Origin of the sequence: Persicobacter diffluens, from assembly GCF_036244895.1 — a bacterium.
GTDB classification, from domain to species: domain Bacteria; phylum Bacteroidota; class Bacteroidia; order Cytophagales; family Cyclobacteriaceae; genus Persicobacter; species Persicobacter diffluens.
This window is the reverse complement of record NZ_BQKE01000005.1, coordinates 161,547-180,375: the sequence shown is the minus strand read 5'-3', so window position 1 is coordinate 180,375 and position 18,829 is coordinate 161,547. Positions and strand designations below refer to the sequence as shown.

At 41.1% G+C, this 18,829-nt stretch carries 8 protein-coding genes; 2 read left to right on the top strand and 6 right to left on the bottom strand.

Annotated elements, in window-relative coordinates; translation table 11 throughout:
• Positions 1-30 precede the first annotated feature (30 nt).
• Both AAA970_RS24095 and AAA970_RS24090 read right to left on the bottom strand, forming a co-directional pair.
• Positions 31-1,158 (bottom strand): transposase, encoded by a 1,128-nt coding sequence (locus tag AAA970_RS24095; RefSeq protein ID WP_338239450.1) that lies wholly within the window; start codon positions 1,156-1,158, stop codon positions 31-33.
• 450 nt (positions 1,159-1,608) lie between these two features.
• Positions 1,609-3,390, bottom strand: coding sequence for a family 43 glycosylhydrolase (locus AAA970_RS24090; RefSeq protein WP_338239449.1), 1,782 nt, complete (start codon positions 3,388-3,390; stop codon positions 1,609-1,611).
• A gap of 331 nt (positions 3,391-3,721) precedes the next feature.
• On the opposite strand from AAA970_RS24090, the gene AAA970_RS24085 reads away from it, so the two are divergent.
• Positions 3,722-5,689, top strand: coding sequence for a glycoside hydrolase family 97 protein (locus tag AAA970_RS24085; RefSeq protein WP_338239448.1), 1,968 nt, complete (start codon positions 3,722-3,724; stop codon positions 5,687-5,689).
• A gap of 473 nt (positions 5,690-6,162) precedes the next feature.
• On the top strand, positions 6,163-8,328 hold the full coding sequence (locus tag AAA970_RS24080) for an alpha-N-acetylglucosaminidase (protein ID WP_338239447.1): 2,166 nt from the start codon (positions 6,163-6,165) through the stop codon (positions 8,326-8,328).
• 206 nt (positions 8,329-8,534) lie between these two features.
• Here the strand turns inward: AAA970_RS24080 and AAA970_RS24075 are convergent, their stop codons facing one another.
• From AAA970_RS24075 to AAA970_RS24060, 4 genes are all read right to left on the bottom strand, one after another.
• A complete protein-coding gene (locus AAA970_RS24075; RefSeq protein WP_338239446.1) occupies positions 8,535-10,412 on the bottom strand; it encodes an amylo-alpha-1,6-glucosidase in 1,878 nt (625 codons plus the stop codon).
• A 661-nt stretch (positions 10,413-11,073) separates the two neighbouring features.
• Positions 11,074-15,975: a hybrid sensor histidine kinase/response regulator gene (locus tag AAA970_RS24070; RefSeq protein ID WP_338239445.1), complete on the bottom strand. Its 4,902-nt coding sequence runs from the start codon at positions 15,973-15,975 to the stop codon at positions 11,074-11,076.
• 180 nt (positions 15,976-16,155) lie between these two features.
• A complete protein-coding gene (locus tag AAA970_RS24065) occupies positions 16,156-17,466 on the bottom strand; it encodes a glycosyl hydrolase family 28 protein (protein WP_338239444.1) in 1,311 nt (436 codons plus the stop codon).
• Complete coding sequence (locus tag AAA970_RS24060; RefSeq protein WP_338239443.1) at positions 17,450-18,826, bottom strand: glycosyl hydrolase family 28 protein; 1,377 nt, start codon at positions 18,824-18,826, stop codon at positions 17,450-17,452. Before AAA970_RS24060 ends, AAA970_RS24065 begins: the two co-directional genes overlap by 17 nt.
• Between the last annotated feature and the right edge of the window lie 3 nt (positions 18,827-18,829).

Here is an 18,829-nt window from a genome sequence, read left to right as displayed (position 1 = left end):
GAAGCGATTTTGGATAATTTCTCCATACAGCTAGACATTTATTGATTTGGGGCAAATTTTCCGATCATGGCTTAAGAAGTGAATCAGGATATACTCGCCCCAATTTTCTATTCTGTAATCAGCTTCTGCGATGCATTCGACTCCTTTTCGAAAAACGGAAATGGATCTGTACCTTTTACCATTGGCATAAGTTTTCAGACGAACATTTTTGTACTTTTTTAACCCATGAGCTATGGATACCGAATATGCAAAAACGACAATAGCCATCATTAACCGACATCTATCTGCTCCCTGAACATTCATTTTTTCAAGGTCAAAACCATTGGTCTTCAAATGTCTGAAACATGTCTCAATTTGCCATCGCTTCCGATAGTCCTCAGCTACTTTATATGCGTTTTTAGATAGATTTGTCAGAAGGAAAATCACAGGTTCCTTTTCCGCATCTTCACTTTTCTTGATGACCATCCGGCAATTGTCTCCGGCTTCAAACTTCATCTTAGCGGACATCGTTTTGCCCTTCACCTTACTATTTATGACTTTTGAAATCATTTGCGCTTTCGTCATAGATTTTTCATTCCACTGATTCTTAAAGTTGCATTCTTTTACCCGAAGCACATATTTAAAGCCGTTATCCTCAAGGTATTTGATGAATTTCTGTCCTGCGTATTCACGATCAGCCAAGAGAATTTTGCCTTCAAGATTGAATAACTTTGACGCCTCTTCAAGCAACTGAATTCTTTCTTCCTGATTACTGATGCCCTTCTTTTCCAGATTCATGAAATAGATCGGCACAGCTACTCCATTATACAAAATTGCCAAGGTCATGAAATGAAAAGTGCGATCCCCTTGCTTCCAACTGGTGCCATCCACCATCAAAAAATCCCCACCTTTATGCATATGCATGGCGGATAATTGCAATAGATCACTCCATAAATGGGTGTCAGAATATTCCGTAAATATGCGGGTTAAGCGTTTGTAATGACCAGAGGCGGAAGTACTCTGATTTTCTAAAATGCTACCTATGCAATCTTTCACTTTATTAAGACATACGGTTCCTTTTCGGATGATACCTAAACTTAAAGCGAGTACATTTTTCCAGCAAGCTTTACCCCATTTTGGAAATTCTTGCGTAAGTTTGCTGTGAAGCGAATTGAACATAGATCTTTGTTGGTGTGGGAACCCAAAGTTACTATTGTTGATTCGCTTTTTACGTTTTTAGGCAAAAATGTCTAGCTGTATGTAATTTCTCAACAATAGCGATGCTATTCTCTCAAAATAATCGGGTATCGCTTCTATAATACTTCAAATTTTCGCTTCGAATTTTGGCTTTTAAACACGATCTAAATCCGATGAATTCATGCTTAAATCCTCGTTTAGCTGCATCGCGGGAAAAAAAGGAATAGTTCCTTATTGCAAGTTTTTTCAACACAGTAAATGATTGAGGAGAAAGCTAACTTAGCCAAATTCTGCTTATTAAAGGGTTAAAAATAACCCAGCTTCCGGCTGCGAATTTGACTTATTGGAAATCACTTCCAATAATAAATCGAAAACGCAGTCAGATGGAGCATAATTAAATACGCTATTAGCTGATGGATGAATAATCAGTGATTAATATATAAAATCAACATAATCATTTGCATATTGGTAGTCGTCATATTTCCATAATTGGATATCTGAAATTTCTAATGATCCGGCTTTAATCGGCGGAAATATTAGGCGTAGTTGATTAAGCTTGCCGGTCCATTGTTTATGGTCGGAAAGGTTGATGATATAGGCTTTCCAGTCAGAATGGGCTTGGAGGTTAAAGCGGAATTTATTTTGTTCCGACCATTGCATCAATTGTTGATTCCCCAGACTGTCAATGACGGTATTAAAATATAATTCACCTGAATTTATCGAACTATTGTTTTTTATTTGGAGGACTAATTGATTTCCTTCCGATAAATTGGCCTTGATATTCATCGGGGAAGTAATCTGCCATTTTCCATTTTCGGTGGAAGTAATGGACTTATTCTGCCATTTCATGCTATTGTTCTTTGCTTGCCAACCCTGAGGGCCATTTTCAAAATTCCAATGGCAAAGAGGTGTTTTAATATCCTTATTTTCAGGGGCAAAAGTAAAGGCATCCAGGGTGATGGCAGGGTAAGCCACCGATTTAAACAGTATACATATTTCACGGACGTCTTTCATGGATTTCAATGGGCATTTGATGGCTTTGACTTTATTCCAGCTGAACGGGATTTCTGCAACGCCCAGAACTTCCCCCTCAGGTCCATTGGCTCTGATCTCTATTAAGGCCGGTTCTGCTTTTCGATTATTAGCGGCCAGCAGGGTGATCTCCGTTTTATCTTCCAGGTGATGAATATTGGGATAGCAAACATAGGCATTTTCTTTTGTAGGACTGATATAAAAATCGTCCGCTATTCCATTCACTTTTCTTACCTCTTTGGCTTTAAAGAAATTTTCAGCCTCCAAACGAGGTCGGTTAGCATCATAAGCACCCACGCCATAGCCGCCATTTTCATCCACATACACTGATCCATCACCTCGAAAATGCAGATAATATATAGAAGAACCCCGCATAAAGGGATGGATACAACCATGGCATTTATTATTGGCCGTGACGACGTAATCCTGTTGATGCCAGCTGAATACCGCATTATGATTGCCATAAAATTTTCCGCCAACCGTATAGGGACCATAAATCTCTTTGGATACGGCATATGTTTCTCCGAAGATTAAATAGTATTGATTATTTCTTTTAAAAATAAATCCCTTATCATCAATTCGGTATTGCCCGTAAATTTTAATAGGTCGTGGTACTTCCGCTAAGCTTATCATATCCTCATTTAATTTCACAAGGTGGTATTGATCATGATAGGTTTCACCGAATAACAGATAAGGCGTTTTGTTGGCATCATCGTCGATAAACACCGCTGGATCGTATTGATGGCAATTGGTCAAACCTTCCGGTAGAAGGGGTTGTTGGAGAATGTCCCTATAGGGCCCTTCCGGTTGATCGGCCACTACTACGCCAACCTCTTTGTTTTTTTGGCTTAAATACCAATAATACTTTCCATTTCTCTCTGCGGCATCAGTGGCCCAACAACTTTTCATTTTCCCCATATAGGTATCCTCCGGGAATAAATCAAATTCCTTTTCCCAATGAACGAGGTCAGAAGAACTCCATATCCACCATTGGGGCATTTCATAATCGCGGGCACTATAATTGACATCTCTTCCCGCAAATAAATAGGCCTTGTTTTGAAAGATATGAATATGGGGGTCTGTAATGCCTTGAAAAGGAGCGATCTGCTTATGAATTTGGCTCAGCCCCTTCAGACAGGGAAATAATAAAAAAATGATGAATAGATTCCTATAGATATTCATGACAATTAACTAGGATTAGTTCTGGGTATAATATCAATAGCTCCAAAATATTTAAAGTATTTTATCATAACAATGCAGTTTTGGCGAGTTGATGATTCCTCAACCTTTTTGATATAAAACATAGGGAATTGTAGTAAAATAGCGGGCATATAGGGTTGTTCCCAATGCCACCGCCTGCGGGGTATTATCATTCATATTTTGGTAATAATTCATCAAAATAATAAGCGCGCCCTCGGGAGAGCACTTGGGTGGCTATCGGGATTAATGCACCATATAGGATTAATTTTCAACCATCAAATTGATTATTTAAGTGATATTGCCTTTATCATTTATGAGTACAATTATGAACAATCCTATTTATTGGCTAAGGTCCATTCGACTTTATTTTTTTACACTTTTGTTGTGTATGGCTTGCTCTCCGCTTTCCAATAGTGAAAAATTTAATATTACCATGGAGAGTCCGGAGGGCCATTTTTCTGTGAATATTTATTTAAAATATGGCCTATTACATTATGCTGTTTTGAATCAGTCTGAAGAGGTAGTCATGGGGCCTTCGAGTTTGGGGATAAAAACCGATAGGCAGGACTATACGACTATGTTGAGGTGTTCAAAGCAGGAACACGAGCAGGATTTGTTGGAAAATATGGTATTGATATCCGGCAAAAAGACCAATAGGACGGCGATCTATCATCAATCTAAATTTACTTTTGTCAATAGTCAGGAAAGGGAAATGGTATTGGAAGTCAGAACCTTTCAAGATGGCTTTGCCTTTCGGTATTTTATTCCTGAACACGCCAACAACTGGAGCCAGGTGCAGGAGGAAAGTACGGAATTTTATTTCCCTCAGGGGGGATTATCTTGGTTACAACCCTATGATCAGGCAAGTGAGTGGACACCGGCCTATGAGAATATATATGAGGAGTACAAAATGGCCAGCCCATCACCCACCCAGAATGGATGGTGTTTACCGGCACTGTTTGATAGTGGAAATAAGTATTTCCTGATTAGTGAAAGTGGGCCTTTTACCCCCTATGCTGCCATGCATCTGGCCGAGGGAAGTAAGAAGGAGCTGTACCGGCTGGCATGGCCAGATGCGATGGATGCCAATGGCTTGTATGATGCTAAGCCCCGAATTCAGGGGGATATTACTACGCCCTGGAGGTGTATCACGATCACGGAGGACCTTTCCACTCTGTTTTCATCCGATTTGGTCAATCTGGTGGCGCCCCCTCCGGTTTCAGGGGATACGGACTGGATTGCCACCGGCCTGTCTTCCTGGAGCTGGCTGACAGATCATGATAGTCCGCAGGATTTTGAAAAATTAAAACCCTATATTGATTTAAGTGCCAGAATGCAATGGCCCTATGCGCTAATAGATGCCAACTGGGATAATATGTCAAATGGTAGTATTGAGGAGGTGATTCAATATGCCGAGGAGCGGGATGTGGGGCTTTTTTTATGGTACAATAGTGGCGGCAAACACAATGTGGTCACCGAGGCGCCACGTAACTTGCTCCATGATGCCTATGCTCGCAAGAAAGAGTTTGAAAGATTACAAAAGTGGGGCGTGAAGGGCATAAAAGTAGATTTCTTCCAATCCGATAAAAAAGAAATCATGGCTTTATATTTGGATATTTTGAAGGATGCGATGGATTATCATTTAATGGTGAATTTCCACGGTTGCACCATTCCAAGGGGCTGGGCCAGAATGTATCCTAATCTTATCACTATGGAGGCTGTCCGGGGGGAGGAGGTTTATTATTTTGGTAAAAACTTCCCTCAAAAAGCTCCCGTAGCCAATTGTATCCTGCCGTTTACCAGAAATGTGGTGGGTTCTATGGATTACACCCCAACGGTTTTTACCACTTTTGATCACCCTCATTTAACGACCATGGGGCATGAGCTGGCGTTGGCCTTAATTTTTGAGTCGGGTGTCCAACACATGGGGGATAGTCCGGAAATGTATGACGCTTTACCCATTCAAACGCGGGAATTATTGAGTGAATTACCCGCATCATGGGAGGAGAGTCGGTTGCTGCAGGCACGAATTGGTAAGGAGGTGATTGTGGCCAGACGCAGTGGCAATGCCTGGTATGTGGCCGGAATTAACGGGGAGGATTTTCCGAAGACCTGGAAGCTTAATTTGGGCGCGCTGCAGAAATTCGGCGCTTTCAATTTCAGTACTGATACTCCTTCTTTAACTGGGGTAAGTGTTCAAAAGATAGCAATTCAATCCAGTAATGCGGTGAGGGTATCGGCTTATGGTGGTTTTTTGGGGAAGATCGAGCTGCCTTCATAGAGGCTTATGGTGGGAGGTTATCAGTATTCGTTTAGATCGTGTTAAACAGCTCAGCATCCTACTACAAATTCGAATTATTGGAAGTGATTTTGGATTATTTTTCAACAATAGCACTGATGTTCTCTAAAATAATTAGGTATTGCTTCTGCAAAAATTAACCCGAATTATTCACCGCTTGTTTTAGAATCTATAGCAAGGGACCGTTAGTCAATTTTTTACGATTGGGTCTGCTAGATTTCTGAAAGCCCAAATTTGGGTAGGCTTGCTTTTTCCTCATTCATCTGCTTCGTTGGAAAAAACTCGAAATCGGAAACTATTCCGCCTGGTAGCTAAACGAGGATTAAAGCATGAATAATCCGGGTTAAATTTTCGATGCGAATTTTGGTTTTAAACACGCTCTCAAACTTAAATTTTTTTGAAATAATGCTATCAAAATTATTGCATCTAATTTTTGATACTATAATTCTACTATTATGAAATATATTAAAGTATTATATCTCTTATTTATGGTTTCTTTTTTATTCATTTCATGCCATAAAAAGGAAGCTAAGAGTAGTGATTTTCCTCAGGTTAAAGCATTGATAGAGCGGCAATTGCCGCAGCATCATCTTGCTTTCGAACTTAGAAGGGTTGTTCCAAAGTCGACGGATACTTATGGGGAGTATTTGTTGGAAAATGGCCCGGATCAGCAGATCATCATCTCTGCCACTGATCCCATCTCTGCTGCTCAGGCTTTTTATCACTATGTGAAATATGTAATGCACGGGCATATAGGCCGACTAGGTCGACAAATTCCTTTGTATGAGCGATTGCCATCGGTGGCAAAGCCTATTTTTAAATCAACGAAAATGCCGCACCGCTATTACCTTAATTATGTAACCTATAATTATACCATGTCTTTTTGGGACTGGAAGGATTGGCAACAGGAACTGGATTGGATGGCCATGCAGGGCATCAATCTTGTTTTGACCATCAACGGGACAGAAGCGGTATGGAAAAATACGCTTGAACAAGTGGGCTTTTCAGAAAAGGAAATTGCCGATTTTATCCCGGGGCCTGCCTATACTTCCTGGTGGCTGATGGATAATTTGGAGGGATGGGGTGGTCCCATTAATCAACCGGCCATTAATCAGCAGGTTGCCTTGCAGCAAAAGATACTGAAACAGTTGCGTGATTTCGAAATGGAACCCATTCTACCGGCATTTTATGGCATGGTGCCCAATGCCATGATGGAGCACTTTCCCAACAACCAATTTCATAGGGATGGCAAGTGGGGTGGCCTTCAACGTCCCGCCTTTTTGATGCCAAACGATACGCTTTTCCACCAGCTCGCTGATATTTTTTATAAGGAACAGGAAAAATTATATGGCAAGGCATCCTTCTATGGCGGAGATCCTTTTCATGAAGGAGGTAAAAAGGTGGCTAATCTTGCGCAGGCGGCTCAGGGAATTCAGGCAGCGATGCTTAACCATCAACCGAGTGCCAGCTGGTTTTTACAAAGTTGGCAGGAAAGCCCTACCGATGCCCTGATCGAGGGAACCAAGTCCGAAAACACCTTGATACTGGACCTTTTTGGGGAGATGGATCCAGCATATTGCCAAAGGGAGATTTTCAAAACTACTCCTTTTATGTGGGGAAATGTCAATAATTTCGGGAACAATACCTATCAATATGCCCAATTAGACAGCATTGCGACAGTGCCACAAAGACTGCGTAAATCTGATGATTTCGAAACGTTCCGAGGAATTGGTTTGGCCATGGAGGGTAGCTACAATGACCCGATGCCCTATGAACTTTTTTATGAAAGTGCATGGGAGGGGAAGGCAATAAATGTGAAGCAATGGTTAAAAGATTATGCAAATGCACGGTATGGATCGGCTTCGGATAAACTTGAGACTGCTTGGATGTTGATGTATGAATCCGTTTATTCAAGCACGGAGCGATTCGAGAATATCATGTGTTCACGACCCTCTTTGGAAACGACACGTGCTACCGCCTGGGGGCCTGAGGCGCCGCAAAAATACGATCAGCAAAAACTCAAATTAGCCATACAGCAATTTTTGACCGCCGCCGAGCAAGAAGATTTTCCCGCAACATTTGACATCGATTTTGCCATGATTTTCCGACAATACCTTTCGGCTGAGGCCTTTGCGCTATTGCAGCAAATCAAGCAAGCCTATCAAAATGGGAACCTAAAGAAGGCTAAGGTCAAGGCGGAAAAATTTCTTGATTTATTTGAGGTAATGGATAAAACCGTAGCATCAATACCTCACCACAGCCTGCAGGAATGGGAACAAAAAGCAAGGCAAAGAGGCAAGGAGGTAGGTTTGGAAGAATTATACCTTTGGAATGCCCGTCAATTGATCACCCTGTGGTCCAATCAGGAGGGAGCGGAATATTTACATGATTATGCCTATAAAGAGTGGAATGGGTTGTTGACCTCTTTTTACAAAAAAAGGTGGCAAATCTATTTCGATGCCTTGTGGAAGTCCGAAGCATCAGCCAATGAAATTGATTTCTATGCTTGGGAAAAACAATGGGTGGAAAGTAGTCCATTGGCCAAGGCTCCAAGCAAAGAAACAGCGATAAGCAAAATCGTAAGTGCATATTTTGAGCGGGAGCTAAGCACCGTTCAATAATGTTGGGGAGGTGTTAAGGCCTTGACTACCATGATTAAAAAGGATTTTAGGATTTATTTCTTCTAACAATCATGATAATCCTTTTCAACAAGTAAATCATGGTCAAAAAAACACGCCTATTTATATATTACCCATTGATTATCAGTCAGAAAAAAAGGGGGTCGATCATCATCGGCTCCCTTTCATTTTATATTTAATTTTTATAATCAGGATGAAACTTCCCCTAAATAACTTGCCATCAAAATAAAGGCGGCGGCAGTCCAACTGACGCCTGGTGCTTGTAAGCCTTCACCGGTCAGGGCATTGTTATTTTCGTTGAAAACGGGGTTGTCTTTGTAACAACGACAATAACGCTCGGCAATTTCCTTGGCCAGCTTGTCTTCTTTGGCGGCCAAAAGTCCTGTGAAGATCTGATAATTTGGTGGCGCCCAAATCGGGCCTCTCCAGTAACCATCCACTTCGTAATAGGGGCTCTTGATAGATTCGGAAGCCAAGCCGTAATCCGTCAGGTATTCACCATTCGGTTGAAGGTCCTTAATTAGTGATTTCCTTAACTTCTTCGGGATTTTATCTCCGAGAATCAAAGGAATATAATTCAGCAATGCCTGTGTTTCTTTTACTTCACCAGTTTTGGCATGATAATTTACGAAATGCCCATCTTTGACGAAATCTGTTAGCAGAATCTCCAACTGTTCCTCTTTCTTTTTCTTCCATTTCGCAGCATCCTGCTTCTTACCCAACTTATTGGCAATGGTTTCCAACACTTCCAGCTGCTGCACCAAATAGGCGGAAAGGTCGGCGGCTTCTAATGGTGTTGCATCAATAAAAGCAGTACTATTGTCCCAACCTGAATCATTTCCATGCTGGTACTGACATCTTCCATTGCCATTATCATCCCTGAATTCAAACCAGAAATTGGTCAATTTAACCAATGGTTCATACAGCTCACGCAGATGAGGCTCGTTGGCCTGCCAGCCAAATTTATCTAATAACAGATTGATCGCCCAGCCATAGACAGGTGGCTTGATACAATAATTATTGACATTCAAATCACTCACACTGTCAGGTATACTCCCATTGGGCAATTGATTGTCAAAAAAGACCTTCATCTGACCATAAGCCAAATCAAGATCCGCTGAAGCGACTGCCAAACCGTGGAAACAGTTATCCCAACCGTAAGTGCGGGTCAGCCAGCTGTTTTTGGAGCAAAGAATCGTTTGGTGGGTATATTTTCCTGTGGCCTGAACCTGAAACGCATAAAGTAAATACCAGGCCGTTTTGGCGGCAGGCTTGAGGTCTTCACGCACCTTGGGCATCTTATCCATCCAAGCCATGATGTCGGCCTTGTTGGCTTTGATCACCTGCTCCAATGAAGCCACGGGCTCCTTCCATTTCGTTTGGTATTTATTTTCCCTGAAGCCAAAACCTACCGATTTACTTTTGGCCGTGAAAGCAAAATATGCCACCTTCACATCATCATTACGCTCAGGGTGTTTTTGCACCATCTTGAAGGTGGTGTCCTCATTGGTTTTGAAAGAATGGAACATCCGGCCCGGGTTGGGGCTGAGTTCCAAACGTTTTCCTTCTTCAAGTGGGTTAATCCATAGATAGGGCTGAAGTGGGATCAGACGGATTTCCAGGGCGTCATTACTGCCCAAAAACAGGGTCAGTTCATCGATATACGAAAGGGTAACGGTACCCTGAGTCGTTTTGAGATGCATTGCCCATGGTTCGTAATCAATTTCATATTTCAGCTCCTTATTATCTTTATAAACGGCTATTTCATAATAATCACCGGCCCAATGTTTGTTCCACGCATAGGGGATCGCTTCATATCGGAGCGATTTAATCATCAGTCGGTTGGAGGCTTTTCCATCCTTAAAGTTTACACACAAAAAGGCCCCGGACTTACTGAACATAAAGCGTGGTAAATCCAGATTAGGGAATAGATTGTTGGCCAGCGGTGGTGTTTTAACGGAGTCAAAAGGTTTTGGTCCAGGATTTTTGGCCATGGCCATGACAGGTGCAACACCTATAGCGGCTGAAAAAGCACCGGTTAGTTTTAAAAAGTCCTTTCTATTCATTTTTCAAAAAATTAAATAATACTTTGAAAGTAAATGCTTAATCAGCTTTTAGGGTGCATTTTTATTCAAAGAAGCTGCATCTAAAGTCATTATGCGGATAATTCATTCCTTACTATTATTATAGGCAGCCGGAGACCATGAACCCAATTTAAATTTTGATAAGCCTGGAGGGTGCTTAAAAACACACTATCCGGCTGCTAATTCGAATTATTGGAAGCGATTTCTGATAATTTCTCCACAATAGCGAGGCTATTCTCTCAAAAAAAAACGGGTTTCGCTTCTACAATAATTAATCCATATTATTCACCGCTAGCTTTAGTAACTCACCTTAAATAATTTAATATCAATTCATTAATATCACGCCAACTGATTTTTTTTATATCCCATATTTATGCAAGCTTGTTTTCTCCTCATTCATCTGCTTCCTTGGAAAAAACTCGAAATAGGAAACTATTCCGTCATTTTTCCCGCCTGGTAGCTATAGGAGAGTTAAAGTATGAATAATCCGGGTTAATTTTTGTTGCGAATTTTGGCTTTAAAAATAGCGCTTAAAATTTTAGTGTCGTCTGCATTTATATGATTATTTAATCTATATTAAAATTAATATTTTCAACTGAAATTTTATTATTGCATAGTTTCTAAATATGGTGTTTAAATGCCTTTACGCCTTCACCGCTTGTTGATTAACATAGGCTTTCGGTCCGATGCCAAATTCTTTTTTGAAGCAACGGGTGAAATATTTAGGATCGTTAAAACCCACCGCATAGGCGACTTGCGAAACTGATATTTTTTCAGTGATCAATAATTTTGCGCCATGTTTCAGTCTACAGCTACGGATGAATTCATTCATCGACATGTCGAGTAATGATTTCATTTTATTGTAAAGCCATGTACGGCTTACGCCTAAGTTAGAACAGAAAAATTCTATATCTAAATTCGGGTTTTCAATTTCCTCTTCAATAATATTTTTTATTTGTTCTAAAAAGTCCTGATCCTGAGGGCTTATTGTGTCGCCTACGTCTTGTATTCCGGTCCAGATGTCCGATCTGAATTGATCGATAAGTGCCAGGCGTTGCCGTAAAATATTTTCAACCTTCCAATGTAATTCTTCAAATTTGAAAGGCTTGGTGATGTAATCAGAAGCTCCGGCCTGCAAACCCTGCAGGCGATCGGCTTCCGCATCTTTGGCTGTAATGAGGATCACCGGTATATGACTGGTACTTATGTTTGCTTTAAGTTCCTGACACATTTTTATGCCATCCATTACCGGCATCATAATATCCGATAATACGATATGGGGTTGTTCGTCAAGGGCGATGTCGAGTGCCTGCCGGCCATTTTCTGCGCTCAATACTTGATAATGAGGCTTTAAACGGTTAATGATAAAAGACCGAAGGTCCTGATTGTCCTCCACCACGAGAATTTTTGTCTTGAGTAATTTGTCTAACTTCTCGGTTTTGGCGATGGATTTCGCCACCTCCGTGGATTCATGGGCTGCTACCCGTGGTTGCCCTTCTTGTAGGACTATGATATTTTCAAGCGGGATATTGATGTCGAAGGTTGTCCCCTGCATTTGAGGGTTTTCGGCCCGGCTGGTACTCTTTACACTGATTTCTCCCTGAGCTAAATCTACCAATTGTTTCACCAAAGAAAGCCCGATACCCGTACCTACAGCCATATTCTCGTGGACATTTAGGCGATAAAAACGATCAAAAATATGCGGCAGTTCCTCTTTGGAGATACCCGGGCCATTGTCCGAAATCAAAATCTTTAGGTTATTTTCCCTGATTGCCATTTCAAAGCGGACTGTTCCTCCTTCAGGAGTGTATTTGATGGCATTATTGAGCAGATTATACGAGACTTTATTGATCAGGTCATAATCATAATCGGCCATGGCATTTCCGATTTGTTCGCTACCGATGAAGGTGATTGACTTCTGAATAGCCAAATGCTCGAAGGAGGACAAGATGCTTTTGTAATGCGGCAGCAGCGCATGTGTTTCCGTTTTTAAGCGGATCGCTCCTCCATCAATTCTGGATAGCTCCATGATTTGTTCCACCAGGTGGAGAAGTAACTGCGCGTTTTTAGATACGATGTTTAACAATTCCCTTTCCTCACCACTTTTGCTTTTGAGCTTTTTGAGCTCACTGATAGGCCCCTGAATGAGGGTTAGGGGAGTTCTGAATTCATGTGAGACATTGGTATAAAAGTCACTTTTGATTTGATCCACTTTTAGGAGCTGCTCTGTTTGCAATCGGATTTTTTCATAGGCGCTGGCATTATCCATTGCAATAGAAATATAGGAGGCCAGGGAGTTTAAAAGTGCCTGGTGCGTTTCATCATAGGCATTTCGACGATAGCTTATGGCGACCAATACTCCCTTCACCTGATTGGAATTCGTTTCATATAAAGGAATATAGATTCCTGACTTAGGCCCATCGGTTGCGGCATATTTTTCATGTGGGCTTTTCAATAATTGCTCCGCAGTTTGGGCCAAATGGTTACTCAGGATGACTTTTCCGGTTTTTACCACATGTGCAGAAAGACGGTCCAGCTTATCAAGGTGGAGTTGATCTCTGGAAATTTCCATGCTGGTAGACCGGATACCCCAAAGGTTCAGGTGATCATCATGGGTTTGGCCAATCATCAGTTCATCGATGATCATCAATTGTTTAACGGATTCAAATATATGATTGAAAACAGAAGATAATTCCACATTAGAGGTGATTTTCTGGCCCATTTGGCCCAAAGTTTCAATATTATGCTGGTGTTTTTTTAATAAGCTTTGTTGTTGTTGTAATTCTTTATTTTGCTCCAAAATCATGGTCTTTTGACTTTCTAGATTCTGATTGACCTTAAGGAGTTCTCTTGTTTTTTCTTCCACCGTCCGGCTCAATTCCGCCTTTCTTTTTTTAAGGTCCTTGATATACCAGAATAGAGCCGCAAGACCTAATAAGCCTATCAAAAAGGAGAAGAATACTTTAAAAAATAAGGTTTGCCACCAGGGAGGCTGGAGGGTAATTTGGATTTTCCTGACTTGTGAAGACCACTTTCCATCCGCATTTGTCGCCTGAATTTCCAATTGATAATCCCCGGGCATGACCATAGCGTAATTAATGGAATTTTCATTAATAGGAGTATAATGCCACTGGCTGTCGTACCCCACTAAACGGTAGCGGTATTTGATCTTTTTGGGGACCCGGAAATCAAGCGTAGAAAATGAAACATCAAAAGAATTGTAAAAATAAGGTAAGGTAATTTGTTGAATTTCATTGATGTTTTGATCGTCTAATGGGAAAGAAGCGGAATTTTTTGAACTGGATCCTTTAGATTGAGTGATCTGTAAATTGGATAAATAAACATTAGGTTGGGAATTATCGATTTGAATTTTCGACGGATCAAATTTGGTGAATCCATTGGGGCCACCGAAATAAAGCATCCCATGCTGATCTTTGAAAAATGCACATTCGTTGTATTCATTAGAGGGCAGCCCGTCCTCCTCTGTAAAGTTGGTAAAATGCGCCAATTCGGGATTTAACCGACTGATTCCATTGTTGGTACTCATCCAGATATTGCCCTTTTCGTCTTCTAAAAGTCCATGAATAATATTTGATGGAAGGCCATCTTTAGTGAAATATTGATGAATTTGACCCAAATCGGCTTTGTAGGCATTTAATCCATAGCGCGTACCAATCCAAATGGTGCCATCCCCCGCCTCCAGGATGGTGCGTACCTCATTATGGCTTAGTTTTGAGGGGCCTTTACCCAGGTGGTCCAGCTGTCCCGATTGAGGGTCAAAGATGAACAATCCTTTACTGGTGGTGCCAATCCAAATTTTACCATTTTTGTCCTCCATCAGGCATAAAATTGCCCCCATTTCTTCATATTCCCCGATAATCTTTTGGTGGAAAGGTTCGAAAGTGTCGCTGCCCGGAGATTGGTAATGCAGACCTCCACTCATGGCTCCAAAATAAGCGGTGCCATCTTTAGCCACCAGTATGGCCCGCAATGACCAACCGGGGAAAAGATGAGGATTGGAAGGGTCATGCTGCGCATAATGTGTAAATTTATGATGGGTCAAATCATATTTAGAAACTTTGCCTTCGAAATAACCGATCCATAAAAATTGACCATCCTTGCTCGGGCTAATGCAACCCACCACATTGGAGGAGATGGTTTTGGGGTCGTTGTTATTTTGTTTCGGGAATTTTCGAAGGAGTTCATCCTGTTGATTAAACTCGAAAAGTGAAGTTTTTGTCCCCACAAAGGTACTGCCCTGATAATTTAAGAGGGAATATACTTCCTCATCAGATTTGCGAGAGGCATTGAAGCTAGCTCCATTAAAGGATAAAAAGGGTTTGGCCTTTGTGTTGTATTTTATCAGGCCACCTTTACCGGTACCGACCCACAACACCCCGGTGCGATCTACCAATAAGTCATAAATGATATTATTGGAATAACCGTTGATTTTGATGTCCTTCTGTAGAAATTCCTGGAATTGTTCGGTTTTATAATCAAATTTAATCAACCCATTATTGGTGGAAGCACCGCCAGCCCAAATATTCCCATTAAGATCCGCCGTGAGGCAGGAAATGGAAGGGCTTTTTTGTTGGATTAAATAGGAATCGATAATTTGACCGGTCTGGCTCAGCCGATAGAGTCCCTGGGTCATGGCCAGCCAAACTTCTCCTGTTTTGTTAATACAAATGTCGTAAACGTTTTGCGCTCTGATGTTTTCAGGCAAATCCTGCCGGTTTAAAAGGTTGATATTGCTCACGAGCTGCCCTGCACTGTTAAACTGACATCTTAAAACACCATTGGAACGGGTGCCAAACCAAAAGGTGTTGAACTCATCTTTCTGGATCACCCGCACATAACGGTCAGATAATAAGCCTGCTTGATATTGATGACATGCAAGGGTCTCGGTGTTTAAAGCGGCTATGCCATTATCAGTGCCCACCCAGAGGAGGTGGGTGGACGGGTCGAAATATAAAGTGGTGATATAGTTTGAATTAAGCCCACCCTCTTGCGCATTACCCTCAAAAAAACGTTCGCATTCAAAAGTTTCCGGATGGATTCTGTTAAGCCCATTAATGGTGGCCACCCAAATATATCCCTCCCCATCCTCGACAATACTATTTTTAAAACCCGTAATGTCCAGGTTGGGGCTCATATCGTTTGAAATACTTTTTGGATCCTGCGGGTCATGAATAATAGTATGAAAATTTTCCTGTATTGGGTTGTAAACACTGATGCCTCCACTTTCAAACCTTACCCAAATACGGTTTTTAGAATCTACATAGGTGGAAGTAAGCCAGGAATCATAAATAGATTGCGGATCTTTGGTATCCGGTCGGAATACTTTCATCTGGTAGCCGTCATAGCGGATAAGCCCATCCTGCGTTCCGAACCACATAAAGCCGGTCTGATCCTGAACGATACAGTTAATGACCGAATGCGAAAGTCCCTCCTTACGACTAATGGTCGTAAATTGATCCGCATTGGCCGATAAACAATGCGAATGGAATAAGGCGAAAAAAATAACGAAGTATCTCTTTATCATAAAAAAATGAGGGAAAGTTGGAAAAGTTAATAATAATGCTAGCGTTAATAATTTACAAAATATTAGAGGGAATAACAATTATTAGTTTCTATAAAACATAAAAAAGGCAAACAAAAATGACTATTCAAGAAATTAGAATAGTCATTAATTTTACGCTTATTGTTATATAGTAATTTCCTCTTAGGGCACCATAGCATGCGATAGAATGCTATAATCAGTGGTTTTACTGTTAAACTCTCGGATGTTTTTTATTAATTTTCCTTTGTACCTTAATCCCTCAAACGAAAAAGCATTGGCATTTTCCTGGTTATGGAATTTAAAATTAGAATAGGCCGGTACAGTCCCTAAAAATTGTTGATTTTTGAATTGTACATTTTTGATGGTGGTCTGTTGATCCAGGTTCACATTGTAGATCATAAATCGGCTGTCAAAAATCTTTATATTTGTATAATAAAGATCTTCGATGATATTGGCGTTTGAGGAAATATTAATGGCTGCTCCTGCATCCAGATGCGCTATATTTATATTTTCGAAAGTACAATTTTTCAGGAACATATTCTCCGCCAAATAGCCAATCTCCAATACATTCCCGTAATCCCCTTTCCAAAAGGTAGCGTTTTTTACGGTAATATTATGATTAACCTGACCACTTTTATTCATTAAGGCTACCGAGTTATTCCGGGTATTTGACATGATATTATTGATGGTTATTTGCTGTGAATTAAAGATATTGATCGCATCATCTCCCATTCGTTGTTCCCTGTTCCCGATGATTTTTACATTATCAATTTCTATTTTTTCGGCACTATCGATTACAATAGCTGCGGCGGGTGAATCAATCAGACTTACCCCGGATATGGTAACTTTCTGGCTATGATTCAAATAGATACCGGCGGGCTGGCTTCCTTCTTTGTAGTTTTTACCCACCAGCATACCTGCACCACAAATCTTCACATTTTCCACCCCCTCGATTATAACCGTACCATGTACGTATGCGCCTTTTTTAAGGAACAGGGTTTGGTTGTCTTTTAGTTTGATCACTCCGGCATCGTGAATACCAGCCTCAAAAGTAAGGACATTTTCTGCCATTGGTAATTGGACCGGAGCTGCTACCGACACCATTAGCGGGTAGACATAATTATTGTTAATGCGAATAAAAAAATTAGCAGCTTGTTCTACTTTAAAATGTACATCTTCTCCATCAATACGGGGATTGGTAATCACATTCGCAGGAATGGTTTCAAAAGAGTGAATGGGGGTTCCAAAATTAAGGGTATAGCTCTTCCCTTTCCCTGACCACTCTCCGAGTAACAAGCCAGCAGGACGGCCATAAAATACAGGCTGTTGGCGGCCGTCACATTTCACCTGGTAGTAATCTGAAAGGATTTCCGGATGATCACTATATAAAGATAAATTCGGCTTTATTTTGCATGCCCAACACAGCAATAGTAGGATTACTGTTATTCCTATTTTGTTATTGAAATGTAACATTCTCTGTGAATTCTGTATAAATCCCACCATCTTTTAAATTCATCACTTTTTTGCCATTGATCTGCAGATTATCGAAATGCACCCCATCATAAATATGGTTTTTGTTTAATCCAGTGATGAGCGAGTTCAACGGAATATCCTGATTCACCTGAATATTCTCAAGCAATATATTTTTCCCTGAACCACGGGTTGTATCCTTGGAGTAGTGGGAGTGAAGCACCTGAAAATGGCAAAGATAGCCGTAGGCTTCTTCGATATGAATATTTTTATATAGCACATTCTTCACCACCGCACGGTCGCCGTTGTGAATACTGAAAACGCCTCCATTTCCTTCCACGCGGATGATGTTGGCATCCTGAATGGTAATATCTTCCATCACGTCAGCGCGGGTCTCAAAGCCGATTTCAATGGCATTGCCCCAGTCCGCATTCCAGAATACGCCACCGTCGATCAAAATATTTTTGGTGAGCTTACAGCCAATGTCGGTAGGAATGGTAAAATCAATATTTTCGGGTGCGGGCTTCTTGTACCAAAAAGTGGAAGATTTGATGGCAATACAATCATCTTTGGTACGTACAAAAGCATCTTTGATAGTAATATCTTCTGACCCCACGATATCGATTCCGTCGTCGGATCGTCTCCAGCCGATGATGCGCACATCGTTGGCCGTGATATTTTTACAGCCAAAATAGGAGGTACTCCAACGCGGATTCCCGATAAGGGTAATGTTTTCAAAGGTTGAATTTTTGGCTCCAAACCATCCAAAACCATAATAGCCCTGCTGTCGGTCGAGGTTTCGGTTGTCTACCACCCCGTGACCGAAAAGGTGAACATTTTCGACCCCTTCCATGATGAAACTTCCTTCGAGAACTGCTCCACCCTGAATCCAAATTTTTTGATTGGACTTCACACGTTTCATCCCAATTTTGTAATGAACACCCGCTTTGTAGATAATATCAGCCTCCTGATTTTTAACAGGCCTTTGAGAAAAAATGAATAGCGGGTCATAAATACGGTCATCAAATTCCAAACTTATCTTTTTATCAACAGGCATGATGAACGAAATGCTGTTACCGCTTCGTTTGGTTTTGATATTCAGATTGGAAGGCCGAATTTTTACTTCTTTGAAGTCAAAATCAGGCACCACAGTTACCAATTCTCCCTGCGTGGTAGCAAAAGAAACTATACCAGAAACAGGCGTCTGATAGACAAAACAGTCCTGATGATCCACCTTGACCTGATAGCCTTTATGCTCAGGGGTATTCTTGGGATAATGATAAAGCTGAAGATCATTGGCCATGGTAACAACAACTGCTACCATGGTCAATAAAACAGCCAACAGCAAGGTTAATTTATTCATGGG